Source organism: Sphaerisporangium sp. NPDC049003, from assembly GCF_043197795.1.
In the GTDB taxonomy this organism is placed as follows: Bacteria; Actinomycetota; Actinomycetes; order Streptosporangiales; family Streptosporangiaceae; genus Sphaerisporangium.
Genome location: NZ_JBICTU010000054.1, coordinates 1 through 26,551, shown reverse-complemented (window position 1 = coordinate 26,551; position 26,551 = coordinate 1). Strand labels below are relative to the sequence as shown.

General features: G+C 69.1%; 24 protein-coding genes, 1 tRNA gene and 1 other RNA gene. 18 read left to right on the top strand and 8 right to left on the bottom strand.

Going from position 1 to position 26,551, the window contains the following annotated elements:
* The first annotated feature begins 307 nt into the window (after window positions 1–307).
* Window positions 308–622, top strand: a complete 315-nt coding sequence (locus ACGFIV_RS35060; protein WP_358551421.1) for a hypothetical protein — start codon at window positions 308–310, stop codon at window positions 620–622.
* A gap of 61 nt (window positions 623–683) precedes the next feature.
* Here the strand turns inward: ACGFIV_RS35060 and ACGFIV_RS35055 are convergent.
* Window positions 684–772 (bottom strand) — tRNA-Ser (locus ACGFIV_RS35055).
* A 115-nt stretch (window positions 773–887) separates the two neighbouring features.
* Between ACGFIV_RS35055 and ffs the strand changes: the two genes are divergently transcribed.
* The 7 genes from ffs (at window position 888) to ACGFIV_RS35020 (ending at window position 7,641) form a co-directional block, all read left to right on the top strand.
* Window positions 888–983, top strand: an RNA gene (gene ffs, locus ACGFIV_RS35050) — signal recognition particle sRNA small type.
* Window positions 984–1,089: 106 nt separating this feature from the next.
* The gene (locus ACGFIV_RS35045) at window positions 1,090–3,339 is read left to right on the top strand and encodes a DNA polymerase III subunit gamma and tau (protein WP_392839352.1); all 2,250 of its coding nucleotides are present in this window, start codon (window positions 1,090–1,092) and stop codon (window positions 3,337–3,339) included.
* A gap of 270 nt (window positions 3,340–3,609) precedes the next feature.
* The gene (locus ACGFIV_RS35040; RefSeq protein ID WP_358551417.1) at window positions 3,610–3,957 is read left to right on the top strand and encodes a YbaB/EbfC family nucleoid-associated protein; all 348 of its coding nucleotides are present in this window, start codon (window positions 3,610–3,612) and stop codon (window positions 3,955–3,957) included.
* A gap of 5 nt (window positions 3,958–3,962) precedes the next feature.
* On the top strand, window positions 3,963–4,562 hold the full coding sequence (gene recR, locus ACGFIV_RS35035) for a recombination mediator RecR (RefSeq protein ID WP_392839350.1): 600 nt from the start codon (window positions 3,963–3,965) through the stop codon (window positions 4,560–4,562).
* Entirely contained in the window at window positions 4,555–5,085 is a 531-nt protein-coding gene (locus tag ACGFIV_RS35030; protein WP_358551413.1) for a DUF5063 domain-containing protein, read from the top strand. Before recR ends, ACGFIV_RS35030 begins: the two co-directional genes overlap by 8 nt.
* Before the next feature lie 178 nt (window positions 5,086–5,263).
* On the top strand, window positions 5,264–6,538 hold the full coding sequence (locus ACGFIV_RS35025; protein ID WP_358551411.1) for an aspartate kinase: 1,275 nt from the start codon (window positions 5,264–5,266) through the stop codon (window positions 6,536–6,538).
* A complete protein-coding gene (locus ACGFIV_RS35020) occupies window positions 6,535–7,641 on the top strand; it encodes an aspartate-semialdehyde dehydrogenase (RefSeq protein WP_358551409.1) in 1,107 nt (368 codons plus the stop codon). The genes ACGFIV_RS35025 and ACGFIV_RS35020 overlap by 4 nt, the downstream gene beginning before the upstream one ends.
* A 311-nt stretch (window positions 7,642–7,952) precedes the next feature.
* Here the strand turns inward: ACGFIV_RS35020 and ACGFIV_RS35015 are convergent, their stop codons facing one another.
* A complete protein-coding gene (locus tag ACGFIV_RS35015; RefSeq protein ID WP_392839347.1) occupies window positions 7,953–8,822 on the bottom strand; it encodes a hypothetical protein in 870 nt (289 codons plus the stop codon).
* Window positions 8,823–9,026: 204 nt separating this feature from the next.
* Between ACGFIV_RS35015 and ACGFIV_RS35010 the strand changes: the two genes are divergently transcribed.
* The 3 genes from ACGFIV_RS35010 to ACGFIV_RS35000 all read left to right on the top strand — a co-directional run bounded on the left by ACGFIV_RS35010 (window position 9,027) and on the right by ACGFIV_RS35000 (window position 11,237).
* Window positions 9,027–9,701 (top strand): TetR family transcriptional regulator, encoded by a 675-nt coding sequence (locus ACGFIV_RS35010; protein ID WP_358556248.1) that lies wholly within the window; start codon window positions 9,027–9,029, stop codon window positions 9,699–9,701.
* Window positions 9,702–9,780: 79 nt separating this feature from the next.
* Entirely contained in the window at window positions 9,781–10,737 is a 957-nt protein-coding gene (locus tag ACGFIV_RS35005; protein ID WP_392839345.1) for an LLM class F420-dependent oxidoreductase, read from the top strand.
* A gap of 161 nt (window positions 10,738–10,898) precedes the next feature.
* On the top strand, window positions 10,899–11,237 hold the full coding sequence (locus tag ACGFIV_RS35000) for a YkvA family protein (protein ID WP_358556254.1): 339 nt from the start codon (window positions 10,899–10,901) through the stop codon (window positions 11,235–11,237).
* Between the two features lie 93 nt (window positions 11,238–11,330).
* Here the strand turns inward: ACGFIV_RS35000 and ACGFIV_RS34995 are convergent, their stop codons facing one another.
* From ACGFIV_RS34995 to ACGFIV_RS34985, 3 genes are all read right to left on the bottom strand, one after another.
* Window positions 11,331–12,479, bottom strand: a complete 1,149-nt coding sequence (locus tag ACGFIV_RS34995) for an amidohydrolase family protein (protein WP_358556257.1) — start codon at window positions 12,477–12,479, stop codon at window positions 11,331–11,333.
* 184 nt (window positions 12,480–12,663) lie between these two features.
* Window positions 12,664–12,918, bottom strand: coding sequence for a hypothetical protein (locus ACGFIV_RS34990; protein WP_358556260.1), 255 nt, complete (start codon window positions 12,916–12,918; stop codon window positions 12,664–12,666).
* A gap of 125 nt (window positions 12,919–13,043) precedes the next feature.
* On the bottom strand, window positions 13,044–13,841 hold the full coding sequence (locus ACGFIV_RS34985; protein WP_358556263.1) for an SURF1 family protein: 798 nt from the start codon (window positions 13,839–13,841) through the stop codon (window positions 13,044–13,046).
* Window positions 13,842–14,094: 253 nt separating this feature from the next.
* Between ACGFIV_RS34985 and ACGFIV_RS34980 the strand changes: the two genes are divergently transcribed.
* Entirely contained in the window at window positions 14,095–14,745 is a 651-nt protein-coding gene (locus ACGFIV_RS34980; RefSeq protein ID WP_358556266.1) for a VC0807 family protein, read from the top strand.
* 70 nt (window positions 14,746–14,815) lie between these two features.
* Here ACGFIV_RS34980 and ACGFIV_RS34975 read toward each other — a convergent pair whose 3' ends face one another.
* Complete coding sequence (locus ACGFIV_RS34975) at window positions 14,816–15,286, bottom strand: helix-turn-helix domain-containing protein (RefSeq protein ID WP_358556269.1); 471 nt, start codon at window positions 15,284–15,286, stop codon at window positions 14,816–14,818.
* 87 nt (window positions 15,287–15,373) lie between these two features.
* Between ACGFIV_RS34975 and ACGFIV_RS34970 the strand changes: the two genes are divergently transcribed.
* The 4 genes from ACGFIV_RS34970 to ACGFIV_RS34955 all read left to right on the top strand — a co-directional run bounded on the left by ACGFIV_RS34970 (window position 15,374) and on the right by ACGFIV_RS34955 (window position 20,102).
* Complete coding sequence (locus ACGFIV_RS34970) at window positions 15,374–15,910, top strand: GNAT family N-acetyltransferase (RefSeq protein ID WP_392839340.1); 537 nt, start codon at window positions 15,374–15,376, stop codon at window positions 15,908–15,910.
* A gap of 138 nt (window positions 15,911–16,048) precedes the next feature.
* On the top strand, window positions 16,049–16,639 hold the full coding sequence (locus tag ACGFIV_RS34965; RefSeq protein ID WP_358556275.1) for a TetR/AcrR family transcriptional regulator: 591 nt from the start codon (window positions 16,049–16,051) through the stop codon (window positions 16,637–16,639).
* 121 nt (window positions 16,640–16,760) lie between these two features.
* Window positions 16,761–19,187 (top strand): polysaccharide lyase 8 family protein, encoded by a 2,427-nt coding sequence (locus ACGFIV_RS34960; protein WP_392839338.1) that lies wholly within the window; start codon window positions 16,761–16,763, stop codon window positions 19,185–19,187.
* A gap of 63 nt (window positions 19,188–19,250) precedes the next feature.
* Window positions 19,251–20,102 carry an LLM class flavin-dependent oxidoreductase gene (locus tag ACGFIV_RS34955; protein WP_358556281.1) on the top strand — a complete coding sequence of 284 codons (852 nt, stop codon included), beginning with the start codon at window positions 19,251–19,253 and terminating at the stop codon, window positions 20,100–20,102.
* 72 nt (window positions 20,103–20,174) lie between these two features.
* Here ACGFIV_RS34955 and ACGFIV_RS34950 read toward each other — a convergent pair whose 3' ends face one another.
* Window positions 20,175–20,396 (bottom strand): hypothetical protein, encoded by a 222-nt coding sequence (locus tag ACGFIV_RS34950; RefSeq protein WP_358556284.1) that lies wholly within the window; start codon window positions 20,394–20,396, stop codon window positions 20,175–20,177.
* A 609-nt stretch (window positions 20,397–21,005) separates the two neighbouring features.
* Window positions 21,006–24,068, bottom strand: coding sequence for a BTAD domain-containing putative transcriptional regulator (locus ACGFIV_RS34945; RefSeq protein WP_358556287.1), 3,063 nt, complete (start codon window positions 24,066–24,068; stop codon window positions 21,006–21,008).
* Between the two features lie 362 nt (window positions 24,069–24,430).
* Here ACGFIV_RS34945 and ACGFIV_RS34940 point away from each other — a divergent pair, with 362 nt between their 5' ends.
* Window positions 24,431–24,583, top strand: a complete 153-nt coding sequence (locus tag ACGFIV_RS34940; protein WP_358556290.1) for a hypothetical protein — start codon at window positions 24,431–24,433, stop codon at window positions 24,581–24,583.
* A gap of 44 nt (window positions 24,584–24,627) precedes the next feature.
* Window positions 24,628–26,130 (top strand): recombinase family protein, encoded by a 1,503-nt coding sequence (locus tag ACGFIV_RS34935; protein ID WP_358556293.1) that lies wholly within the window; start codon window positions 24,628–24,630, stop codon window positions 26,128–26,130.
* The last annotated feature ends 421 nt before the right edge of the window (window positions 26,131–26,551 follow it).

The window sequence follows — 26,551 nt, the reverse complement described above, 5'->3', positions numbered from 1 at the left end:
TCGGTCACATCAAAGCGCGCCACATCCGAGTTCTATCAGCCATGACCAGCCCGCTACCGGACCCCACCAAGATCCGAACGTCAAACAGCTCCTAGTTCCCCAGAGAGAAACGATCATGCGTGTCTCATACAGAGTGCCAGCTCAGAGCGCCCGTCAAAGGCGGTATGGCTCTTCTTCAAGGCTTGCACCGCTGCGGGCCAACGGCATGCCGTGATCGGTTGGCCAAGGGCGCGGGATCCCGGGCCCCAGGTCCACATCTGGTTACTGTGACGACCAGGCGACCACTGACAGTGATATGGAGGCGACCTTGCGTACGGTGCACGAGGAGCCGCTCCCCTATCAAGTGCCGCCTCCCGCCTTCTTCCTGCGGAGCGGGCCGATCATGCCGACGGGCAGGTGGATACGGGCCAGGGTCGCGTCCCAGGGCCCTCTCGTCGCGGGTCTGGTGCTCGCGCTGGCGGCCGGCACGGGCATGGGCCTCGGGCTGAGCCCATCCTGCGCGCTGACCGCTCCGTTCCCGACCGGCCTCGGCCCCGAACCCCGCCCCCCGGACCACTCGGGCCTGCCGTACATCGTCCAGTGGCGCCCCATGCCCCCGACCGTCCCTCCCGTGAACCCGTAGCAACCAGCGCGGAACGCCAAAAAGGGCCGACCCGCATGCGCGGCCCGACCCTTTCGGAAGGTGGCGGAGGATAGGAGATTCGAACTCCTGAGGGGTTGCCCCCAACACGCTTTCCAAGCGTGCGCCCTAGGCCAACTAGGCGAATCCTCCGTCGAGAAGCTTACCGGACTTCGGGGGCTGAGAAGACCGCGAAGACGACCACGAATCGGTCTCGGTGTCCGCGCGGTGGCTGCCACGAGCACTGCCGGGCACGGCTAGACTGTCACCGGACCCCTCGCACGGCGTCATCCTGTGAACCTCCCCAGGGCCGGAAGGCAGCAAGGATAAGCGGGCTCTGTCGGGTGTGCGAGGGGTCTCTTAGCTGGAGTTCCAGGATGGTGCCGTCACATGAGCGAGCCGCTCGACCCTCGTGACACCCCTGGTCTTCCGGCGCATTCGCACTCCGACCCCCTAGGCGAGGAGACGGCATGAGTCTCGCTCTCTACCGCAAATACCGGCCTGGGACCTTCGCCGAAGTCAAGGGTCAGGATCACGTCACAGAGCCGCTGCGGCAGGCGCTGAGCACCGGCCGCATCAACCATGCCTATCTCTTCAGCGGCCCGCGCGGGTGCGGCAAGACCTCCAGCGCGCGCATCCTCGCCCGCTCGCTGAACTGCGAGAAGGGCCCGACGCCCGACCCCTGCGGCGAGTGCGAGTCCTGTGTGGCCCTTTCGTCCACCGGGCCCGGCCACCTGGACGTCATCGAGATCGACGCCGCGTCCCACGGAGGTGTGGACGACGCCCGCGACCTGCGCGAGCGCGCCTTCTTCGCCCCGGTCTCCGCGCGCTTCAAGATCTACATCATCGACGAGGCGCACATGGTGACCCGCGAGGGCTTCAACGCGCTGCTCAAGCTCGTCGAGGAGCCCCCGCCCCACCTGAAGTTCGTCTTCGCGACCACCGAGCCCGAGAAGGTCATCGGGACCATCAAGTCCCGCACCCATCACTATCCGTTCCGGCTGATGCCGCCGGCGACGCTGCGGCAGCTCCTGGAGGAGATCCTCGGCTCCGAGTCGGTGCCGTACGAGCCCGCCGCGCTGCCGCTGGTCGTACGAGCGGGCGCCGGCTCGGCGCGCGACTCACTCTCGATCCTCGACCAGTTGCTGGCGGGCGCCGACGACGCCGGCATCACCTACGCCCGTGCGGTCTCGCTCCTCGGCTACACCGACGCCGATCTGCTCGACGAGATCGTCCTGGCGTTCGCCAGACGTGACGGCGCCCAGGTGTTCCAGGCGGTCAACCGCGTGATCGAGGGCGGTCACGACCCGCGCCGGTTCGCCATGGATCTCCTTGAGCGCTTCCGCGACCTGGTGGTGCTCGCCAACGTGCCGGAGGCCGCGGCCAACGGCCTGCTCGACCGCCCGGCCGACGAGCTGGAGCGGCTGGCCGAGCAGGCGGCCTCGATGGGGCCGGCCGAGGTGACCCGGGCGGCCGAGCTGTTCAACGCCGGGCTGACCGAGATGCGCGGTGCGACCTCCCCCCGGCTGCTGCTGGAGCTGATGTGCGCTCGGGTTCTCCTTCCGGCGGCCGAGCAAGGTGAGGCGGCTCTGCTCGCCCGGCTGGAGCGCTTGGAGCGCGGAGGGGTGGCGGCCGCGGCCGTGCCGGTGCCCGGCTCCGCTGCCCCGCTCGCCCCGGCCGTCCCCGTGGTGCCCGGGCCTCCGGCGGCCGGCACCGTGATCGCGGCCGACGAGCCGCAGTACGCCCAGCCGACGCAGCACGTTCAGCCGACGCAGAACGCTCAGCAGGCACAGTCCGTCCAGCAGGCAGCACAGTCCGTGCAGCGGCCTCAGACGGCCGAGGGGCGGATGCCCGCCGCACGTCCTCCGGCGGACGACTGGCCCGCAACGTCGCGGCCGGGTGCCCCGCAGGCGCCGCAGCGGCGGGCTGAGAGCACTCCCGCGCCGGCCCAGGTGTCACCGGCGGGCGGGGTCTTCCACCAGACGTGGCCGCAGGTCCTCGATGTGCTCAAGCAGCGCTCCCCGGCCGTCTGGGCCAACGTCAACACCAACTCCCAGCTCATCGGCGTCGAGGGCAACATCGTCACGCTCGGCTTCAGCCAGGTCGGCGCCATGCGCAACTTCGTCAACGGCGCCAAGGACTCCGTGGTCGCGGCGGCGATCACCACGGTGATGGGCGGCACCTGGCGCGTGGAGGCCGTCGTCGGCAACTCGGGCGGCGGAGGTTCCCCCTCGGCCCCGGCCTCGTCCGCTCCGGCGCAAGCCGTACGGCAGGCTCCCGCGGCGCGCCCGGCGTCATCGCGCCCGGACGGCCCGCAGGTGGCCCCCTCCCCGCCGGCGGCCACGAGAGGGCCGGTCGGCGCCCAGGACGCGCAGTCGCAGGCGCGGCGTCAGGCAGCCGCGCAGCAGCCGCAGGCCGCGCCCTCGCCCTCGGACGACCCCTGGCCGGATGCGCCGCTTCCCGACGACGAGGGCACGGCGCCCAGGGCCGGTTTCACCGCCGCCCGTCCGGCGCAGGCGGTCGCCCAGTCCGGGCCCCGGCAGACGGGGGCAGCGGGGTGGCCCGACGCCGTGCCCCGCCGTTCCGGCCCGCCGGTCAGTGAGGCCGACGAGGTCGATCCGTACAACGACGTGGTCGCCGACGGCGACTCGCTGAGCGGCATGGCGCTCGTCCAGCGGGAACTCGGCGGGCAGATCATCAACGAGATCGACCACCCGTAGCCTCCGGCCGCGGGGTCATGCCCATCCATCCGGATCGGCTGCCAAACCGTACCTATCCGTCCCTTTTTGGATCTGTCGGAGACCGTGCCTATCCGCCCCTTTTCGGGTTCGGCCGCAGGTCGCGGCCGGTTCGCTGTTTCGGGGGTCGGCGGGTCACGGCCGTTCCGCGTACGGGGGCTCCCCACGCCAACACTGACGTGCGCCAGTGCAACATGCGTGGCAAACCCCGTAGGCTCGTGCCACACGCGAAGCCATGAGGAGCGCAAGATCGTGAATCCAGGGGATGTCAACTTGCAGCAGTTGCTGGAGCAGGCGCAGCTCATGCAGCAGCAGCTCGCGACGGCCCAGCAGGAGCTCAACGACGCGGAGGTCGAGGGGAGCGCCGGTGGCGGCCTCGTCGTCGCGACCGTCAACGGGAGTGGTGAGCTGCTTGAGCTGAAGATCAGCCCCAAGGCCATCGACTCCGGCGACCCGCAGGATACGGCCGATACGATCGCCGACCTGGTGATCGCGGCGGTGCGAGACGCCGTGCGAGCGGCCGCCGAGCTCCAGCAGGAGAAGCTCGGCCCGCTGGCGCAGGGCCTTGGCGGGGGCGGATTCCAGCTGCCGGGGTTTTAGCCGCCATGTATGAGGGGGTCGTCCAGAACTTGATCGACGAGTTGGGCCTGCTGCCCGGCGTCGGTCCCAAGAGCGCGCAGCGGATCGCCTTTCACCTGCTGTCCGCCGACCCGGCCGATGTCAAACGGCTGGCGCACGCCCTGCTTGAGGTCAAGGAGAAGGTCCGGTTCTGCCGCGTCTGTGGAAACGTCGCGGCCGAGGAGGAGTGCCGGATCTGCCGGGATTCCCGGCGCGACCCCGCCGTCATCTGCGTGGTGGAGGAATCCAAGGACGTCGTCGCCATCGAAAAGACTCGTGAGTTCCGTGGCCGCTACCACGTGCTCGGCGGGGCGATCAGCCCGATCGAGGGAGTCGGCCCCGATGACCTGCGCATCCGCGAGCTGATGACGCGGCTGGCCGACGGGCTGGTCACCGAGCTGATCCTGGCGACCGATCCGAACCTCGAGGGAGAGGCCACGGCGACCTATCTCGCCAGGCTGGTGAAACCCATGGGTTTGAAAGTGACACGATTGGCCAGCGGTCTGCCAGTGGGCGGAGACCTCGAGTACGCCGACGAGGTCACCTTGGGCCGCGCTTTCGAAGGACGGAGGCTGCTGGATGTTTGATGAGTGGAGCGCTCTCGCGGATCGCGTCGCGGTACATGCGCAGAACTACCTGGACGGCCTGACCAGGCTCGCGAGCGGTGAGGGCGGCGACGCGACGCTCCCCATGCTGCTGGTCGAGGTCTCCCAGGTCAGCCTGGCGGGCTCGCAGCTCGGAGCCGCGCAGGACGTGATCCTGCAGGGCAACTTCGAGCCCGCGACCGGCCCCGACCCCGATCTCGACGGGGTGCGCACGGCTCTCGCCACGCGTCTTGGGCCTGTGGACGACTACGCCGAGGTCTTCGACCCGTACAAGGACACGGTCGTCACGCCGTACCGGCTCTCCGACGACCTGGCGGCCGTGGCGGCCGACCTCATCCACGGGCTCGGTCACTACCGCGCCGGGCGCCCGCTGGAGGCGCTGTGGTGGTGGCAGTACTCCTACTTCAACACCTGGGGCAACCACGCGGGCGCCGCGATGAGGGCGCTGCAGGCGCTCGTCGCGCACACCCGGCTCGACGTGGTGGAGGAGACCACGACCGCCTGATCGTCCAGAGGTTCGCGGGTCGGCCGTTCGCAGATCACGGCCACTGGTTGTCCACAGGCCGGCCCGGTTTTTCAGGGTTCGTGGCGGTGGCTGTCCACATGCTGGCCAAATCAGTTGGGCCTTCTGGGGGCCCCAGTAGACTGTGAGCTCCGCAGACTGAACCTTTGGGAGACATCCCGTGGCGCTCGTTGTCCAAAAGTACGGTGGTTCCTCCGTCGCCGACGCATCCGGCATCAAGCGTGTCGCGCAGCGAATCGTCGCGACGAAAAAAGCCGGCAACGACGTCGTGGTGATCGTTTCGGCGATGGGCGACACCACCGACGAGCTGCTCGATCTGGCCCAGCAGGTGACGCCGCTGCCCCCCGGGCGCGAGCTCGACATGCTGCTGACCGCCGGCGAGCGCATCTCGATGGCGTTGCTCGCGATGGCGATCGCCAACCTGGGTCACGAGGCCCGGTCGTTCACCGGCTCTCAGGCCGGTGTGATCACCGACTCGACCCACGGCAAGGCGCGCATCATCGACGTGACCCCGGGCCGCATCCAGGAGGCGGTCAGGGTCGGCCAGATCGCGATCGTGGCCGGCTTCCAGGGCGTCTCACAGGACAAGAAGGACATCACGACGCTCGGCCGGGGTGGCTCCGACACCACGGCGGTCGCGCTCGCGGCGGCCCTGGAGGCCGACGTCTGCGAGATCTACACCGATGTCGACGGCATCTTCACCGCCGATCCGCGCATCGTCTCCGCCGCTCGCCAGATCCCGAAGATCTCCTACGAGGAGGCAATGGAGATGGCCGCGTGCGGCGCCAAGATCCTGCACCTGCGCTGCGTGGAGTACGCCCGGCGGTTCGATCTGCCGATCCACGTAAGAAGCTCGTTCAGCAGCAAGGAAGGCACATGGGTCGTGTCCGATCCCAACACTGAAGGAAACGAGATGGAGCAGCCGATCATCTCCGGTGTCGCACACGACCGGAGCGAGGCAAAGATCACTGTGGTCGGGGTGCCCGACAAGGTCGGAGAGGCCGCGGCCATCTTCAGGACACTCGCCGACGTCGAGATCAACATCGACATGATCGTGCAGAACATCTCGGCCGCCGCCACCGGGCGCACGGACATCTCCTTCACGCTGCCCGCAGCCGACGGCACGGTAGCCGTCACGGCCCTGAAGCGCATCCAGGAGCAGATCGGCTTCGAGAAGATCCTCTTCGACGACCAGATCGGCAAGGTTTCGCTGGTGGGGGCGGGCATGCGCTCGCACCCCGGCGTCACCGCCAAGTTCTTCGGCGCCCTGGCCGACGCGGGCGTCAACATCGAGATGATCTCGACCTCCGAGATCCGCATCTCGGTCATCGTCGGGCAGGACGAGGTCGACGCGGCCGTCACCGCGGCACACCGGGCGTTCGATCTCGACGTCGACCAGGTCGAGGCCGTGGTCTACGGGGGCACCGGACGATGAGCGACCAGCCACAGCGCGCCAGCGAGGAGAGTGACCACGGAGTGAACGCCAAGCCCACCCTGGCCGTCGTCGGTGCGACCGGTGCCGTCGGAACCGTGATGCTGGACATCCTGTCCAACCGCCCCGACGTGTGGGGAGAGATCCGCCTCATCGCCTCGGCGCGCTCCGCGGGCAAGCGGCTCCTGGTCCGCGGGCAGGAGGTCGAGGTCGTCGCGCTCTCGCCCGAGGCCTTCGACGGGGTCGACGTGGCCATGTTCGACGTGCCCGACGAGGTGTCGGCCGAGTGGGCGCCGATCGCCGCGTCCCGTGGGGCGGTCGCGGTCGACAACTCCGGCGCCTTCCGCATGGACCCCGAGGTGCCCCTCGTCGTGCCCGAGTGCAACCCAGAGCAGGTGCGCCGGCGGCCCAAGGGCATCATCGCCAACCCCAACTGCACGACGCTGTCGATGATGGCCGCCCTCGGCGCCCTGCACCGCGAGTACGGCCTGACGGAGCTGGTCGTGGCCTCCTACCAGGCGGTCTCGGGGATGGGCGTGTCCGGGCCCGAGCGACTCTACGACGAGATCGCGGCCGTGGCGGGCAACCGCAGCATCGGCACCGTGGCCGGTGACGTGCGCAAGGCCGTTCCCGACCTCGTCGACTCGCCGTTCCCCGCGCCGCTGGCCTTCAACGTGGTGCCGGCGGCCGGCTCGCTCAAGGAGGACGGCTGGTTCTCCGAGGAGCTGAAGGTGCGCAACGAGTCGCGCAAGATCCTCGGCATCCCCGAGCTGAAGGTGTCGGCGACCTGCGTGCGGGTTCCGGTCATCACCACCCACTCGCTGGCGGTGCACGCCACCTTCGCCAAGCCGGTGACGGTGGAGGCCGCGCGGGCGGTGCTGGAGGCGGCTCCCACGGTGGTGGTCCTGGACGACCCGGCGAACGGCGTGTTCCCGACGCCGGCCGACGTGGTAGGTACCGATCCCACCTATGTCGGCCGCATCCGCCAGGCGCTCGACTTCCCGAACACCCTCGACATGTTCGTCTGCGGAGACAACCTTCGTAAGGGCGCGGCGCTCAACACCGCGGAGATCGCCGAACTGCTCGCGGCGGAGTTCACGGCATAGCACCCAAGGTCGGGTGCGGTACCGGATCGGTACGGCGCCCGCTGAGGAGTGATGGGAAGCGGGAGTCAGGCCGGGCGTGGTACCAGAGGCTACGGCGCCCGGCTGAGGGGTGTGGAACTGTGGGAGTCTCGGCGGGACTCCCACCGGGCATGCGCGCCGCCACAGGGCCGTACGCGCCTCCGGCCGGGGACGCGTGCGCGGTCAGGTGACCGGGACGCTTGCGCGGTCAGGGGACCGGGACGCTTGCGCGGTCAGGGGACCGGGACGCGTGCGCCGTCAGGAATGAGTGTGGGTGACCGGAGCGGGCCTGGTCACAGGAACATGATGTCCCAGTGGCTGGGTTCGTTGGCGTAGACCGTGTAGCCCTGGGGGCGGCGTTCGTAGTAAAGGCGGGCGCCGTCGCCGCGGACACGGCCCATGCGCTTGTTCCTGATGAAGCGGTCGACGCACTTGTTGTGCTCGATGTCGATCTTGTAGCCCTTCCCGTGGCTGTGCGGGCCAGTGGCGTGCCCGACCTCGGTGCCCCCTGTGACGACGACGCCGCATCCGCTGCGGCGCTTGAGGTTGACCAGGCCCCACAGCGTGCCGAGTCGTACGGAGGCCAGCGACGTGCAGGAATGCCGGTGCCGGTTGGCGCAGTGGCCCGATGACCTCCATCCGAGACCCGCGTGGTGGAGCCGCCGCGCGGCCTGCGGGTGCTGGAGCCGTACCGCCCGGTACAGGCGGTGCTGCTTCCACAGCGTCGGGCTGACCATCCCGGCGGCCCGTCCGACCCGCGCCTGCCGGGCCGTGGCCCGCCGTAGCCTCCGGGCGTCGAGCGTGCGGGGCTTGGCCGCCACAGAGGTCTTTTGGGTGTCGAGCGTGCGGGGCTTGGCCGCCACAGAGGCTTTTTGGGTGTCGAGTGTGCGGGGTTTGGTTGCCGCAGAGGTCATTCGGGTGTCGAGTGTGTGGGGATTGGCTGCCATGGAGGTCTTTTGGGTGTCGAGCGTGCGGGGCTTGGCCGCGGGCGCGTAGGTCACGGTGGGGGACCGCTGGGAGCGGGCTCCCGCGGGTGAGATGGCTCGCTTGTCGGCCTCGTGAGGCATGGCCCCGTGCGCGGTCGTGCCCAGGCGGTCAGGAGTCGCCGCCCAGGCCGGTTCCGCGGAGCCCAGTGCCGTCACCGTGATCTGCACGGCGAGCAACGCGCAGGCACCAAGCCGCGCGGGCCCCCGAGTGCATGGATGCAAACCCATATTGATCCTCTGTCGCAGGGCGCCCCTCCGCCAAGAGGATCTATCCCACCTTCGGAAAGTGCTGACTCCACTACTCTGCGTGTTTTTGCGGGAAAATGGCGGGCATGCTGTGCGTCTGTGACCTTGAAGGGCTACGGGTCGTACAGTGGCCACGTGGTCGAATCGACGCCGAGGGCGCGTGGGGGAGAAAAGACCCGAGAGGTCATCGTCGAAACGGCCCTGCGCCTGTTCCGGGAGCAGGGGTACGAGGCGACGACCATGCGGGCCATCGCGTCCCAGGCGGGCGTCTCTGTAGGGAACGCTTATTACTATTTTTCGTCGAAAGAGCAGTTAGTTCAGGCTTACTACGATCGGGCGCAAACAGAGCATGAAGTCGCCTGCCGTGAGCTGCTCGCCTCCGAGCGGAAGTTCGCCGTACGGCTGAGCGGCGTACTCCGCGCCTGGGTCCAGGTCTCGGAGCCGTACCACGGGTTCGCCGTCAAGTTCTTCAAGCACGCGTCCGAGCCCAGCAACCCGCTCAGCCCGTTCAGCGGGGAGTCCACGCCCGCCAGGGAGGCGGCGATCGGCATCTACCGCCAGGTCGTGGAGGGCTCCGCCGACCGCATCGACGCCGAGCTGCGCGAGGAGCTCCCCGAGCTGCTGTGGCTGTCGTCTCTCGGGATGGTGCTGTTCTGGGTACACGACACCTCGCCCGGCTGCGAGCGCACGTACCGGCTGATCGAGGTGATGGTGCCGCTCATCGACCGGCTGGTGGGCCTGTCGCACCTGCCCGGCCTGCGCGGTGTGACCAAGGACTTCATCACCGCGATGCGGGAGCTCAGGACCTGACGGTCGTTTGGCCGTCGGTCGGCCGGATCCCGTATGCGCCATACCGGCCGGTTGGTATGGTCGGGGCAGGAGGTGGACAGTGAAGCGTTGGGGCATCACGATCCCGTTCTTCGATCGCACCATGGCCGAGTCCAAGGACCTGGTCGCCGAACTCCCCGGCCTCGGGTACACCGACGCCTGGTCGGCGGAGGTCGGTGGCACGGACGGGTTCGTCCCGCTGGCCATGGCCGCGGACTGGGCACCCGAGCTCCGCCTGGGCACCGCGATCATCCCGGTGTCGACCCGGGGTCCGGCCCTGCTCGCGATGTCGGCCGCGACGCTCGCCGACCTCGCGCCCGAGCGGTTCGTCCTCGGCATCGGGGCGTCGTCGCCGGTCATCGTGGAGCGGTGGAACGCCGGCGAGTTCGTCAGGCCGTACGGCAGGACGCGTGACACCCTGCGGTTCCTCAGGAAGGCGCTCGCCGGGGAGAAGGTCACAGAGAAGTACGAGACCTTCGAGGTCAAGGGCTTCCGGCTGGAGCGCGCGCCCAAGGTGGCGCCGAAGATCGTGCTGGCCGCCCTGCGCCCCCGCATGCTCCACCTCGCGGCCGAGGAGGCCGACGGCGCCATCACCAACTGGCTCTCGCCCGAGGACGTGCGCACGGTGCGGGCCGAGGTGGGCCAGGAGACCGAGCTGATCGCCCGCCTGTTCGTCTGCGTCAGCGAGGACGCCGAGAGGGTCCGGGCGCTGGGCAGGCGGATGCTGGCGGCCTACCTCACGGTGCCGGTGTACGCGGCCTTCCACGACTGGCTCGGCCGGGGTGAGGTGCTCCGCCCGATGCACGAGGCGTGGGCCGCGGGCGACCGCCAGGCGGCGCTCAAGGCCATCCCGGACGAGGTGGTGGACGCGCTGGTCGTGCACGGCGACGCGGCGACCTGCCGGGCGCGGATCCAGCAGTACGTCGACAACGGCCTGACGACCCCGATCCTGGCGCCGATCGCGGGTGGCGAGGTCCCGATCCCGCAGGCCGTCCGCGACCTCGCTCCAGCGTCCTGAGGTCGTGCCCGGGAGGTCAGGAAGGCGCTTTTGAGGCTCCTGCCAGGCGGGGAACTCCATGCGCCGCGCCGCACGTTATCGGGAAGCACGGAAGGGTAGTGGCGGGGTCAAATGATCCGACCGTGCGCGCGTGATCGGGGGCACAGACGGAGGTGGCCATCATGAGCAAGGCTGGACGTGCGACCGCGGCCTACCGCGCCTACCGGGAAGTGAGCCGGCCGGGCTCGCCGGGCCTGATGGCCCGGATCAAGGCGCTGCCGAGGATGATCGGCGGCTCCCTGCGCGGGGAGTACGGCGACCTGGGCAAGAGCAAGCTGGCCCTCATGGGGCTCGGCATCGTCTACATCGTGTCGCCCATCGACGTGATCCCCGACTTCCTGCCGCTGATCGGCGTGACCGACGACTTCGGCGTGTTCCTGTGGCTGATGACCTCTCTCCTCGGCGAGAGCGGCCGCTATCTCGACTGGGAGCACAAGAAGGTGCGCGGCGAAGTCATCTAGCTATGGGAGACCCGGTGGCGCACACGGGGCCCTCTGGGGCTCCGGTGCGCGCAGGGAACGTTCCCATGGCTGGACATGCCTGTGCCGCGGCTCTCAGAGCTCTTCTCTGAGGAGCCAGGCACGCGACGGGAGCGGATGCCCGAAGAGGCGCGCCGCGTTGCCGTACGCCACCCTGGCGATGTCGGCGGGCGGCAGGCTGCCGAGGTGGCGTGCCAGCGCCTGCTGCACGTCGGGCCATGTGGACTCCGAGCGGGGATAACCGCTTTCGAGCAGCACGTGCTCCAGCCCCACGGCCAGGCGCACACCCGACAGGGCGTAGTCGTCCAGGGTGCCGAAGTAGAAGTTGCGGCGGAGGACCTCGCTCGGCTTGAGACCGCCCTCCCAGGTGGCCTCGCCCGCCACCGGGTGGTCGAGGGCGTAGTCGGCGCGGGCGGCCAGCATGGGCAGCCACCCGACGCCGCCCTCGACGATGAGGATGCGCAGCTTCGGGAAGCGCAGCGGCACGCCCGACCACAGCCAGTCGGCGCAGGCGAACATCGCGCTCGCCGGGATCATCGTGGTGATGGCCTCGATGGGGGTGTCCGGCGAGGGCACCGGCGACCACGACGAGGCGCCGGTGTGCAGGCACACGACCGTGCCCGTCTCCTCGCACGCGGCGAAGAAGGGATCCCAGTGGCCGGTGTGGATGGACGGCAGCCGCAGCCGGGTCGGGAACTCGGGGAAGACCACGGCCTTGAAGCCGCGCGCGGCGTTGGCCCGGATCTCCTTGGCCGCGATCTCAGGATCGGGCAGCCAGGGAAGCTGGAGCGCGATGATGCGCTCGGGATAGGTGCCTGCCCAGACGTCGCAGTGCCAGTCGTTCCACGCCTGGGTGAGGGCCAGGCCGAGATCCTGGTCGCGGGTCTTGGCGAAGGCCATGCCCGACTGCACCGCCAGCATGCCGGGGAAGCTGAGCGCCGCCCACACCCCCGCGATGTCCATGTCCTGGATGCGGGCCTCGATGTCGTGGCAGCCGGGCCTCATCTGCTCGAACCGCACGGGGTCGAGAGTCCACTGGTCGCGCGGGAGGCCGGCGCCGGCGTCGAGGCCGGCGCACGCGTACGTGCCGCCGCCGTACCGCCACACCTGATGGCCGGCGTCGGTCTCGACGACTTTGGGCGCCAGGTCGACGTACTTCTCGGGGAGCCGGTCGTCGAACAGATCCGGCGGCTCAATCAGGTGATCGTCGACGCTGATGATCACATAATCTCGCCGCCTTGGCTCGGGGTCAGGGGGCAGCGATGTGTTCACAGGGAAAACCGTATGCCGCAGGAATAACACCAGACAAGCTGGGAGGTCTCCGGTTGGTATCCGTTCATCCGAGGTGCGGCACCCAACGTCCTTAAGGGGCTTACCAAATAGTGTGAAGTTTCCGACAAAGAGTGGGTCATGGGACGGTAACCTGCTCAGCGAGTCCAGCGTATCGGGCGACGAGCCCTTCGGGTCCGGAGAACGGCTCCGCCTCGAAGCCCTCGCTCTCGTAGCGGACGACGCCGGGGCCGGGCCCGTCGAGGATCCCGGTCGCCGTCGCCGCGCGAGACCATGAGCCCGATTCGTCGCGTTCCAGGTCGAGCGTTCGCGACCAGCCCACTCCCCACGAGCGCACGGTCGGCACCTCGGTCACGTACCGCGGACCGGTCACCGACGCCTCCGATTTCGCCGACAAAGCTGTGCAAGGGAAACGTTACGGGCGTTCCAGGCCGTACGAGGCCGTGGGCGGTGGCCCGCAGGCAGCGGCAGGGGCAGCGGCCGGGAAAGTGGCCGGGGTCAGTGGCCGGGGGCGGGGACCGCGCCGGTGTCCGCCGAGGATTCGCGCCCGGCCTGGAGGTCGCGCGCCTCGCGGCGGATCAACATGATCCACCCCCCGATGGCGATGCCGATGAACATCCACCACTGCACGCCGTACGCCAGGTTGAGGCCGCCGCCACCGCCGACGTCGGGGTCGGGGACCGGCTCGGGCGCGGTGGCGGGGCTCGGCCGCTGCTCGGTCAGCTCGACGTATCCGCCGAACAGTTTGTACGGCATGGTCCTGCCGAGGTCAGGGGTGTTGATCAGTAGCACCTGGCGGGGCGGGAGGCCGCTGCGGTCGGTGATGCCGGTGCTGTCCTCGGTCTCCGCCTGGCGTAGCCGCCCGGTGACACTTACGTCACCGGCGGGCGGCGGGGGGACCTCGGGCGGCGTGTCCGCGGTCGGGCCCATCTTGACCCAGCCCCTGTTGACCACGACGGCGGTGCCATCGGCGGTGACCAGCGGAGTGAGCACGTAGAAGCCGGTCTGGCCGTTCTGGGTGCGGCGCCGTACGAGCAACTCGTGGGAGGGGTCGTAGCGGCCGGCCGTGGTGACGGGGCGGAACCTCGCCGAGGACGGCACGGTCGCGCCCGGCGTGTCGAGGCTGGTCAGCGGCACCGGCGCCGACGCGAGGTTGCCGGTCGCCAGGTCGCTCGCGGAGGACCGTTCCTCATAGCGCCCGAACTGCCATCTGCCCAGGAAGACGAACGAGGGGATGAGCACCAGGACCAGCACGTGGAGTGCCAGCCAGCGGGGCGTCAGGAGGAACCGGTACACGCTCTCAGCCTAGGCAGGCAGGTGAGTGGTCCGTGACTCGCCTGTGGCCCTTCGACCTCGGGTGACGAGAAACCCTGCTCCCCGCATCGCCGCCGGGGACCGTCCGGAGCCCCGCGTCCTCGGGCGTGGTGAGGGTGTCGCGACCGGCTGATCATGATCTCGTGGAACCGCTCGCGGACGGCTGGGGCATGCCGTACGGTCGTCTGGGATTCGTCTTCGGCACCTCGCTCTGGCCCTCGGGAGCCCTCTCCACATGACCGCGCCCTCCTTCGCGCTGCCGTCGCCCGTGCAGCATCCGGTGTTGCCCAGGATTCCCGTCCTGATCCGGCACGCGGTGCCACGGGTGCTGGAGGGCATGATCCTTCCGGTGGCCGTGTTCTACGCCGGGCTGCTGGTCGCCGGGATCCACGGCGGCCTGGTGATGGCGGTGGCCTGGGTGTACGGAGGGGTCGCGCTGCGGCTGGTCAGGCGCCAGACGGTGCCCGGCACGGTCCTGCTGGCCATGCTGGCGATCACGGTGCGGGCCGCGCTCGCCCTGGTCACCGGGGACGTGGTGATCTACTTCCTGCAGCCGACCCTCGGGGTGTTCTGTGCGAGCCTGGCGTTCCTCGGCACGGCCGCCGCGCCGCGCCCGCTGATCGAGCGGGTCACGACCGATCTGGTCCCACTGCCCGACCATCTGGTCCACCATCCGCGCATGCGCAGGTTCTTCGTACACCTGTCGCTGCTGTGGGGAACCGTCCAGTTCGCCAACGGGTCGCTCAGCCTGTGGCTTCTGTTCAGCGAGTCGATCGAGACGTATCTGATCGTCAGGACGGCGGCGGTGGCCGTGCTCATGGTGCTGGCGGCCCTGGTCTCGCTGCTCGCGTTCAAGCGGGTCCTCCAGGCCGTGCAGAAGCACTGAGGTCCGCCGTCGGAAGCCCTGATCCGGTCCGGAGTCACTGCGGTACGTCCGCAAGCGCTGAGGCCTGGGCCTAGCCGGCGAGGCGGGCGCCCGGGCCGAGCCTCGGGGTGACCTGACGGGGTGAGGGCACCTCGTGGCCCTCGTCGCATATCAGGCGCACGTCGATGGGCGAGCCGCAGTCGCGGTGGGTGAGGACCACGGGCGGGCCGCCCGGGTCGGCCATGTAGCGGTCGCCCCAGTGCATGAGGCTGACCATGATCGGATAGAGGTCGAGGCCCTTCTGCGTGAGGCGGTACTCGTCGCGCCGGCGGCGGCCGGGCTCGCGGTAGGGGACCTTGCGCAGCAGGCCCTCCTCCACCAGCCTCGCCAGCCGTGCGCTGAGCACCTGCCGGGGCGCCCCGATGCCCGCCTGCATGTCGGCGAACCGGCGCACCCCGTTGAAGGCCTCCCTCAGCACGAGGAACGTCCACTTCTCGCCGAGGATCGCGAGCGTGCGCTCGATCGAGCAGTTCTCCACCCGGTAGGGGTTCGGCTCGCTCATGAAGGCATCGTAGGCGCTCATTTTTCGTCCCTCCAACGCAGCTAAGTCTAGTTGACAGACTCAGGTGGGCTGGGGAAGGCTGAGTCCATGACACGAACCCAGGTGGCGATCTCCCAGGTCCCCACCGATTTGGCGGTCTCGGGGGTGGAGGTGCGGCCCGCGCGGATGGACGACGAGCAGAGGGTCAGGTCGTTCGTGGAGGGGCTCTCCCTCGGGAGCCAGACGATGCGCTTCTTCGCGGGGCTGACGCGTCCCAGCAGGCGCCTGGTGAGTGCGCTGATCGCGACGGACGACCGCCGTGACGTCCTGCTGGCCGTGGACGGCGACGACCGGGTCGTCGGCCACGCCATGAGCTTCACGCGGGCGGACGCCGCCGAGATCGCCGTGGTGGTAGCCGACGAGTGGCAGGGCGTGGGCCTCGGGTCGCGTCTCGTACGGACGCTGCTGCGGCGCGCCGTCGCGCGAGGGGCGGTCGCCGTCGGGATGGACGTCATGGGCGAGAATCGCAAGGTTCTCTCGATCATCAAGCGCTGGTGGCCGGACGCCGAGATGCGCATCGAATCCGGCACGGTCGAGGTCCTCGCCCCGATCGGCGCGTTCTCGGGCAACCCGGACCGCCGCTGAGAGCGGCCAACTTCGGAATGGGATTCGGGAATGTGCGTGATCCTTAACACTGCGTGGGGACCATGCCCGAGAATGTCGTTAGGATGAATTAGCGCTGACGTTTGCAGAATAAGGTTCTGTTGAGTCACCATTGACAGTGTGAAGAGCGCGAGGAACGGGCGAGACGGCCGCACCAGGATCATCGAGGGCGCGCTGCGCCGTTTCAGCCAGGACGGGGTCTCCTCCACCACGCTCGCCAGCCTCCGCGAGGAGAGCGGGGTCAGCGTCGGCAGCTTCTATCACCACTTCGCCAGCAAAGAGCACGTGTTCGGGGTGCTCTACTCCGAGATCCAGAGCATGTACCAGCAGGCCTTCGTCGACGAGCTGTGCCGGCACGAGAGCGCCCAGGGTGGCATCGAGGCCATCGTGGGCATGCACATGGCCTGGTGCGGCGAGCACCCCGAGCGGGCGCGCATCCTGATCAGCGAGCGTCCGCCCCGCCGTGACGAGCCCGGCGGGCCCGAGGTCGCCGAGTCGCGGCGGGCGTTCTTCCGCCAGGTGTCCGACTGGTGGCGCCCCCACATGAAGGACGGCGTGCTGCGGCCCGTGCATCCCACCATGTGCTACGTCCTGTGGCTCGGCCCCGCCACCGAGATGTGCCGCCTCTGGTTCTCCGGTGCCCACCAGCCGACCGACGAGGAGATCCAGGCACTCCGCGAGGCGGCCTGGCACAGCCTCCGCCTCGCCTGAGCCGCCTCGATTCGCGCCCAGGGCTGTCCGGGGTCCGCACGCTCGATGCTTTGGCGGTCGGCTCTGGTCAACTCGGGCGATCGCACCAGGGCGATCGGCTGATCTTCGCGATAATGCATGCGTGGATCGGTATCCCCGGCGACTGTTCCTCCAGCTCAGCGGCGTCGCCGCGGCCGGAGCGCTGATCCCGGCCTCTGAAGCGTCGACCTCAGGAACCGGAGCGCTGACCACATCCGCTGGAGTGCTGAGTCCGGCGTTGCCTCCCGTCCGTACAGGGGACGGTGTGTTCGACCCGCTGCGCCGCCGATGGCGGGAGGTGACGGCCGGGTCGGGGTTCGACGCCGCGGCCGAGCCGTACCGGACCCGGCTGGCGATGCTGGGGACGGCGGCGGCCCGATACCGGGACACCATGGCGCCGGCCGACGGCTCGCTCTGGCCCGATCAGCCGTTCCCTTCGTTCGTCGCCACCCCGAGGCGGCTGCTGACCATGGCCCGCGTGTACGCCCTTCCGGGGACCGGCCTGACCGGCGACGCGAAGCTCGCCGAGGCCGTCGCCACCGGCATCGACCACTACAGGCGGCAGGTGTACGCCGCGGACGCCGACCAGGTCGGCAACTGGTGGCACTGGCGGATCGGCGTCCCCAAGACGCTGCTCGACGCCGCCGTGCTGATCGGTACGCACCTGACCGGCCCGCAGACCGGGGCGCTGCGGGACGCGGTGGACCACTTCGTCCCCGAATGCCTCCTGGACGACTACAGCGGTACCAGCACCGGCGCCAACCGCGTGGATCTCTGCGTGGTGACGCTGCTGCGCGCCATGCTCACCTCTGACGCGCGGAAGGCCGCGCTGGCCGTCTCGGCGCTCTCCCCGGTCTTCCCGTACGTCTCGGAGGGCGACGGGTTCTACCGGGACGGCTCGTTCATCCAGCACACGTTCACCCCTTATCAGGGCGCGTACGGGGCGTCGCTGCTGACCGGGCTCGCGACCCTGTTCGCGGTGCTGCGCGGCTCGCCGTGGGAGATCACCGACCAGAACATCTTCGACGCGGTGGAGAGGTCGTTCGCCCCGTTCGTCCACGACGGCTTCTGCATGGACCTGGTCCGCGGGCGCGGGGTCGGCAGGGAGCCGTACGGTGATCACAGGAGGGGACGTGAGATCGCCTCCGCGATCCTGCTGCTGGGGAGCTCGGCCTCCGCCGCCGAGGGTGCCCGCTGGCAGGGCATGGTCAAGGGGTGGGCGCTGCGCGACACCCGCGAGCCCATGCTCAAGGCCGCTGAGAGCGGCGACCTGGCCTTCCACGCTCGGCTCGCCGCCATCCTGGGCGACGACGCGATCCCCGCGACCGAGGAACCCGTGGGGCACCGGCTGCTCGCGATGAGCGCCCGCGCCGTCCACCGCCGGCCGGGCTGGTGCGCGGGGCTCAGCATGGCGTCCTACCGCATCGGGCACTACGAGCACGGCAACGGCGAGAACCTGCGGGGCTGGCACACCGGCTCGGGGATGCTCTACTGGTGGGCCGAGGGCCACGGCGACCAGTATTCCGACTCCTTCTGGCCCACCGTCGACCCCTACCGCCTGCCCGGCACGACCGTCTCCACCCGGCGGCTGGCCGACGGCGCCGGCGAGGCGTGGGGCGACACCTGCCCACCGGCCCGCTGGGTGGGCGGCGCGACCGACGGCACGTACGCGACCGTCGGCCAGCACCTGTACGGCTTCGAGAGCACGATGGAGGCCTTCAAGTCCTGGTTCTTCCTCGACGACGCGGTGCTGTGCCTGGGCGCGGGGATCACCAGCGGAGATGGCGTACCAGTCGAAACCATCGTGGACAACCGCAGAACCGACGCAGTCCTCACCGTGGACGATCGCGGGGCCGATGCGCTGCTCAGGACGGGCTACCGCAGGACCGACGCGCTCCTCACCGTGGACTACGAGGAGGGTTGGGCGCATATTGCGGGGCACGGTGGCTATGTCCTGCCGTCGTGCCCCCGCCTGAACACGTTGAGCGAGGAACGCACGGGCGGCTCAGACCAGATGACCCGGAGCTACGTGACCCTCTGGCTCGATCACGGGGTCGACCCCCGTTCTGCCGGCTATGTCTACCTCCTCCTACCGGGTGCGAGCCTGGCGGAGACCCGGGCCCGCGCCGCCGACCTCGGGTGGGCGCGTGTGCTCGTCAACACCGCCCGCCGGCAGGGCGTCCACGTCCCGTCACTCGGGATCACCGCCGTCAACTTCTGGAACGACGGAGCCGCCGGCGGTCTGACCGCCTCCGCCCCGTGCGCGGTCCTCGTCAGGGAGCGCGGCGACGGTACGGCCACGCTGACCGTGTCCGATCCCCGGCGCGGCCTGAGTGAGCTGACCGTGACCTGGGACCGGCCGGTGGCCGAGATCCTCCACGGGCACCCGCTCCTGACGAGCGCCACGACCGGCGCGAACCTCACCCTCACCTTCGGCCGGCTGTCGGACCGTGGCGGCGGCTCGAAGACGATCACTGTACGGCTTCCGCCTTCGGCGAGTCTGCCCGGTGGGTCACATGGGCCCGCTTAGGGTGAGTCGTATCCCGCCGATCATGGTCTCCGAGGATGCCCACCGAGGACGGTAGAACGGCTCATGAACGTAGGTCTCGGCCTGCCGATCAGTGACATCGACACGTTGCTGACGTGGGCTCGTGGCGCCGAGGCCGGTCCCTTCACCGCGCTGGGCCTGCTCGATCGCGTCGTGTACGACAACCCGGAGCCGCTGGTGACCCTGGCGGCCATCGCCGGGGCCACGTCGCGGATCCGGGTGATGACCGAAGTGCTGGTCGCGCCGCTGCGCCAGACCGCCCTGCTCGCCAAGGAGACCGCGACACTCGATCGCGTGTCCGGTGGCCGGTTCACACTCGGGGTCGGGGTCGGGGTGCGGGAGGACGACTTCAGGGTGGCTGACGTGGAGTACCGGCGTCGTGGCCGCCGCCTCGACGAGCAGATGGCCATCCTGCGGCGCGTCTGGTCGGGCGGGCCGTACGGCGACGGCATCGGGCCGATCGGACCCGCACCGGCTCGGCAAGGTGGCCCCGAAGTGCTGTTCGGCGGCTTCGTCCCGGCCACGGCCGATCGCATCGCCCGCTGGGGTGACGGGTTCCTGGGGGCGATGTTCTCCCCGGACGAGATGGGCCGCTTCTTCCGCACCGTCGAGAGGTCGTGGCAGGTCGCCGGGCGTGCCGGCCGTCCGCGCCTGGTCGCCCAGGCCAACGTGGCCCTCGGCCCCGAACCCGTTGTGCGGGAGGCCCGCCGGGCCATCGGCGCGTACTACGACTTCGCCGACTACACCGACAAGATCGTCGGAGGGATGCTCACCACACCGGAAGCGGTCCGCCGGTCCGTCACGGCCTTCGCCGACGCCGGCGCCGACGAGGTGATGCTCTACTGCTGGTCCTCCGACATGGACCAGATCAACCGCATCGCCGACCTCGTGCCCTGACCTCCCTGGATGCCCCGTCCGCTCTCGCCCCCCCGGGGTCCGGCCGGCCGGCCGTTTCGGTGTTCGACATGATCAGGCCAGCTGGCGGAGGCGGGTGGGGACGCGCCAGACCTCCTGGTCGAGGGTGATGTCGAGGCGCAGGTCCTGCCGTTGTCGGCGCAGACCGGGGATCTGGAAGCGGTCCTGGACGTCGAAGCGCCCCCGGCGGGGGTACCCGAAGCCGATCGCGCCGGGCAGGACTCTCAGGTCATCTCGGTTGCCGCATCTCGGGCAGGTCCATGCGACCAGATCCATGCCACGGTTGTAGTCGTGACAGGCGGGAAAATATTCGCCCGGCTGGAATCTGGACTCACATGCGAAGCACGGGATCAACATCGAGATCCGCTCCTTGGAACATTTCTGGTGCGGGTGGCGTACGCCCCAGTCGTATCTGTACCCGCTTACTCGTGGGTTGCGAACAACTTGAGTTCCCGGCGCTCCAGGTCATTGAATCACGGTTCTACCTGGTATTTTGTCGTGATTTTTGGTGTTGATCCGGCGTTGATCAGATGTTGAACCACGGGCGGAAGTCTGTGGACGTGGGCACGGAGCTTGGGGGGTTCGAGATCCGTGTCAAACGTCCGGCCGGTCGTCATCGTAAGGCGGCCGGCCGCCGCAAGGCGCCTCCGGCGAACACCGGGCCCCCTGGCGCCGAGCGGCGGCCAGACGACCGGCCGGGCATCTATAAGCACCTATAAGCGCGTATAAGCACTGTAGCCATCCGTCAGCACTTATTGGCATTTATAGAACAGGCTCATAAAAAAGAGCAATTCATAATCCCCCAACGGGACACGGTGAACTTAAGTGATCAACCACGTATGGATGACGCGATTAGACGACGATCCTTCCTACGGCGTGCGGGAGCTAATCGCTGACCTGGTCGAGTTTCAGGAGGGCGCGCAGGTCGTCGGCCTCGGGCGATCCGAGTCGGGTGAAGATGTCCAGGGCGCGCTTGAGGCAGTCGCCGCTCCGCCGGACACTGCCCAGTCCGGCGAGAGCCCGGCCTAACACGGTCAGCGACAACGCCTCTCCGTACGGATGACCGATCTCCCTGCTCAGCGTGAGCGCCTGCTCGGCGTGCCGCGCCGCGTCCTGGTAGCGCCCGGCGGCGATGAAGGTCTCGGCGAGCCTGCAGCACACCCGCTGCTCCCACACCTTCTGGTTGCCCGCGCGGAAGAAGTCCAGGCACTCGGCGTGGTGGACGACCGCCTCGGTGAGCCGTCCCACCCGGGACAGGACGATGCCGAGGTGGTAGCGCGCGCGTGCCGTTCCTGCCCCGCTGCCCAGTTCGGAGAAGATCGCCAGGCCCCGCTCGGCGGCGGCGATAGCCTCCTCGGGATGGCCGAGCCCGAGATGGTCACGGGCGGAGTAGCTGGCCACGAGCGCCTCCCCGGCGGCGGCGCCGATCTCCCTGTACGCCTTGAGCGCGGAGTCGAACCAGGTCAGAGCCTCCTCATGCCTCCGCTGCCGACCGGCGACCACCGCGAGCGCGTTGAAGATCTCGCCGGTGACGATGCGGTCGCCGGTGGTGCCGGCCAGGTCCAGGGCGGCGCGGAACTGCTCCTCGGCGTCGCTGAGCCGGTTGGACCCGAACAGGACCCGCCCGAGGACGTACCTGCAGCGCAGCTCGCTGGCCCTGTCGCCGATGGCCCGCGCGGTCGACAGCACCGCACCCGTACGACCGGCGAACTCGCGGACGTACGCTCCAGACTCCAGCAGCGGCTCCATGGCGACGAGCAGGTCCGCGGCGGGCAGCAGGGTCTCGGGAGCCGGGAGGACCTCGGCCATCTGGCCGATCGCGGCGAACAGGGCCTCGGCCTCGACGGTGAGCCAGGCCACGGCCTCGTCGGCGCCCGCGAAGCTCCGTCCGGCGACGCCCGTGGACACCAGATGGTCGAAGATCACGCTGCCTTCGTACGCGAGCCGGTGCGCCGCCTGGGCCGACGCCAGGTAGAACCCGAGCAGCCGCCGCAACGCGAGCGCGCCCGCGCTCGGATCCTCGCTCACCTCCGCCTGCTTGCGCGCGAAGAGCCGGAGCAGGTCGTGGAAGCGGTAGCGGCCGGGAGCGGGAGCCTCCAGCAGGCTGACGTCGACCAGGGACTCCAGCATGTCCTCGGTCTCGGTCGCGCTCAGCGACAGTACGGCCGCGGCCGCCTGCACGGAGATGTCGGGCCCGTTCGGCAGCGAGAGCAACCGGAACGCACGGGCCTGTCCCGGTTCGAGTTGGCCGTACCCGAGGGCGAAGGTGGCGTCCACGGCGAGGTGGCCGATGCGCATCTCGTCCAGGCGGCGGCGCTCGTCGGCGAGCCGGGGCGACAGGGACGCCACCGTCCACGACGGCCTCGCCGCGAGCCTGGCGGCCACGATGCGGACGGCCAGCGGCAGGAATCCGCAGATGGCCACCACATCCATGGCGGCGGCGCGCTCGACGGCCACACGCTCGGGACCGGCGACGGCCGAGAACAGGCTCAGCGCCTCCTCGGGCTCCATGACCTCAAGGTCGACCAGCCGGGCGGAGGGCAGGTCCGCCAGCTTGACCCGGCTCGTGATGATGGCCGCGCAGCCCGCCGTGCCCGGCAGCAGGTGCTCCACCTGCTCGGCGTCGCGGGCGTTGTCGAGCAGGACGATCATGCGCCGGTCGGCGAGCAGCGACCGGAACAGCGCGCCGCGCTCGGACAGGCCGTCGGGGATGACGTCGACGGGGATGCCGAGGGCACGCAGGAACGCCGCCAGCACGGAATCCGGAGCCGTCGGCTCCTCGCCGTACCCGCGGAGGTCGGCGTAGAGCTGGCCGTCGGGGAACACCTCGTGCACGGAGTGCGCCACGTGTACGGCGAGGGTCGTCTTGCCGACCCCGCCGATGCCCGACACGGCCGCGACCGGCACGCCCTCGCCGCCGCTGACGCTGGTCAGCAGAGTGCGCAGCCGGTTGACGACCTCCCTGCGACCGGTGAAGTCGTTGACGGCGGCGGGAAGCTGCGCCGGACGGGGCATCTCGTGGAGGCCCTCGTGCTCGGCCTCCTCCGTGCCGCCGGACCCGTCGCCGGGCCTGCCGGAGCCCCGTGGACCGTGTCCCTCGCGGTGCGCTCCTGGCTCTCCGCCGTCCCCGGCCGCCCGCCGCACGGGCTCGGCCCGCGTCCACGCGAGCTGGGGGTCGGCGGCGAGGATGCGCTGGTGGAGGGACGCGAGCTCGCGGCCGGGGTCGATGCCCAGCTCCTCCACGAGCGCGTGCCGGGTGTCGGTGAACACGGTGAGCGCGTCCCCCTGCCGTCCGCACCGGTAGTAGGCGAGCATGAGCTGCCCGCGCAGGCGTTCCCTGAGCGGGTGCTCGGCCGTCAGCGAGATCAGCTCGGGGATGACGTCGGCGTGCCGTCCGAGCTCCAGGTCGAGCTCCATCAGGGTCTCGACGACGCCGATGCGGCGTTCGACGAGTCTGCCCCGCTGGCTCTCGACGTACGGCCCGACGGCGCCGGCGAGCGGCTCACCCGACCACAGGGCCAGCGCCTCGCGTACGGTCTCGGCCGCGCCCGCCAGGTCTCCCGCCCTGCGCTGGGTCTCGGCGTCGGCCACCCGGCGCTCGAACACCCCGAGGTCCAGCGCGCCCGGCGCGAGCCGGAGAGCGTACCCCCGCCCGACCGAGGTGAGCAGCTCGGGACGCATCCGCGGCGAGCGGTCGGGCTCAAGCACCGCCCGCAACCGCGAGACGTACGTGCGCAGCGCGCCCAGCGCCCGGGGCGGGGCGTCCTCCCCCCAGACGGCGTCGATCATCTCCATCGGGGTCACCGCGCGACCCTCGCGGAGCAGCAGCATGGCCAGGATGGATCGTTGCAGGGGCGTGCCGAGCTCGACCTCCCTGCCGTCCAGCCACGCCTGAACCGGTCCCAGTACGGCGAAACGCAGGCCAGCCTCAGTGTCTTGACCAGCCATTTTTCTAATACCCCACCCTTAAACACAGTTTTATAGGCAAATGATAGATCCCCAGATGCTTTCTGCCCTATGCGATCGGCTTGGCGTTAATCCGGGCGTTGATTCCCCGTTGATCTGGCGTTGAACGCACGACTCCATGCTGAGGCCAGTTGAGCGTGGCCCCGGAGCGGGGGCGGTCACGTGAGACACCTGCCGCCGATGCCGGATCTGGTGCTCGTGACCGGATCCGGCGGGCCGGCTCAAGCGCCTTGCAGGCGGAGGTAAGGCCGTTGTAAGCGCCCTGCAGGCGATGGGTTCTATCACTTGGACATAAGCCCCGGGCAGCCAGGAATCCGGGGAGCCCTCATTTCAGGAGAACCACCATGCGCCGCTCGATCCGCACCATGCTCGGCCTCGCCGCCGCCTCCGCCGTCCTCGCCGTTGGAATTCCCGCTGCCGCCTCCTCGGCCGGCGCGGCGACCACCACGAAGACCGCCTCCGCCTCCAGCGCCGATTTCGACGACTTCTGGGGGTAGAACTTGCCTTGACGCTATCGTAAGCGGAAAGGCGAACCTCCCCCATGATCAACGTCGTCTCGTACTCACGGGCTAGCGCGGACACCAGGAAGGACGAGCACACGGTCACCGAGCAAGACCGAGTGAACACCCAGACAGCCAAGCGGCGCGGCTGGAACCTGGTGCACCAGTTCTCCGACAACGACAAGTCCGCGATGAAGGACGGCGTCGTCCGGGACGACTTCGAAGCACTCTTGCGGGTGCTCAAGGCTGGCAGGCTTCCCAACGGGACTCCAGTGCATGGGGTCGTCGTCACGGCGGATGACCGCCTGTACCGCCGTCCGGGCGACTATGAGCGCTTCCTCGACGTCTTCCAGTCATCCCCCGATCGCGTCTATTCGGACAAGAGGTCGGTGAAGAACCTCTACAGCGAAGAGGTCGAGTCCTCAGGGCTGATGGGCGCGGTCATCTCGCGCATGGAGGTCAAGAAGACGAGACGGCGCGTCAAGGACTGGCATCGAGGCGTTGCGGAACGCGGCGAGCTTCCCAGCGTGCGGCCCGCCTTCGGCTGGGACCCTGCCGCACCGGAGAAGGCGCACGCGGTTCACGGCAAGGCCGTAGAGAAGGCGATCATAGAGTTCATCGCGGGCAAGGGGCTCAACTCGATCTGTCTCGGTTGGCAGCAGCGAGGCTTCGTCACCACACGGGGCAACCCTTGGACGGTCGATGCGCTGGTGGTGCTCTTCAAGAACCCTCGCCTGTGCGGCTGGCGCATCCTTGACGGGGGGATCGTCCGGGACGAAGACGGTCGGCCCGTGGTCGGCAAGTGGGAGGCGTTGATCACGTCCGATCAGTGGATCGCGGTACAGGAGATCTTCGCTAGGCGGGCGGGAAAGAAAGTAAACCGTAGCGGCATTGTCGGGGAACTGCCGCAGGACTACCGGGAGCACAAATACCTGTGCACCGGAATTCTTCGTTGCGGAAAGCTTCGTGAGGACGGTACTTACTGCTGGGCGGGGCTTCGGGCGAACCCTCGAAAAAATGGCTCCGTGGGCTACCAATGCCCTGCGAAGAGTCACGGCGGGTGCGGTGGCATAGCTCGTCGTGCGGATTTGGTCGACCTGTACGTCTCTCAGATGACGGTGGCCAAACTCGAAGAGCGGAGTTTGCGCGCCCCGAAAGTCGAACCGTGGGAAGGTGAACAAGAGCTAGCCGAATACGAAGAACAGGAGAGGGAACTTCGGAAACGCTGGCATGCGCGAGCGGTAGAAAACGACCTGTTCTTTGAGGAGCTTTCTCGGATCAACAGAGACATCAAGCGATTGAAGAAGGATCAGGCTGGGCACACGGTGAAGGCGGAACGCGCGAACGCGGGTCTTGTGGACATCCGGCGGCGGTGGTTCTCCGAGACGGATGACGACCGGTTGGACATCTCCCAGAAGCGGCTCTACCTCCGAGAGGCCTTTCACGCGATCATCGTTCACCCTACTGGCAAGGGCGGCGGTGGACGGGCCCCCTTTAACCCTGACCTGCTAGAGCCGGTCTGGCGCAAGGACGAAGACGTCTAGGACGTCTCCAGCGCCATAGGGAGCTGTCGCCCTAACCGGACGGTGACAGCTCCCTTACCTTTTTCTAAAGTGGCCGGACGTCTACGGACTTCATGGGACGTCCTGGGACTCTGCCGGACGCTGAGAGAAGTCGCCCCATGCGGCTCGTCAAGGGAACTATGAGCTGGCCTGATTCGTTGCCGGGTGGTAGATCTTATATGTCCAAGCCACCCGATCATGAGAGATAGGAACTGCGAGAAACCGGCCCGCGATTATCGGCGCGAACAAACTACCGGGAATATAAAACTTAAGATATGTGGTTGCCGTTCCGCTGGATGTGCCCGGCCCAGTGGCAGGGCCCCGGCGAGTTTGTGATTTGGTCAGCTTGATTCCCTCACTTCCATCTTGAACAGATTGAGGGTGCGTCGGTGGCTGTAGACGT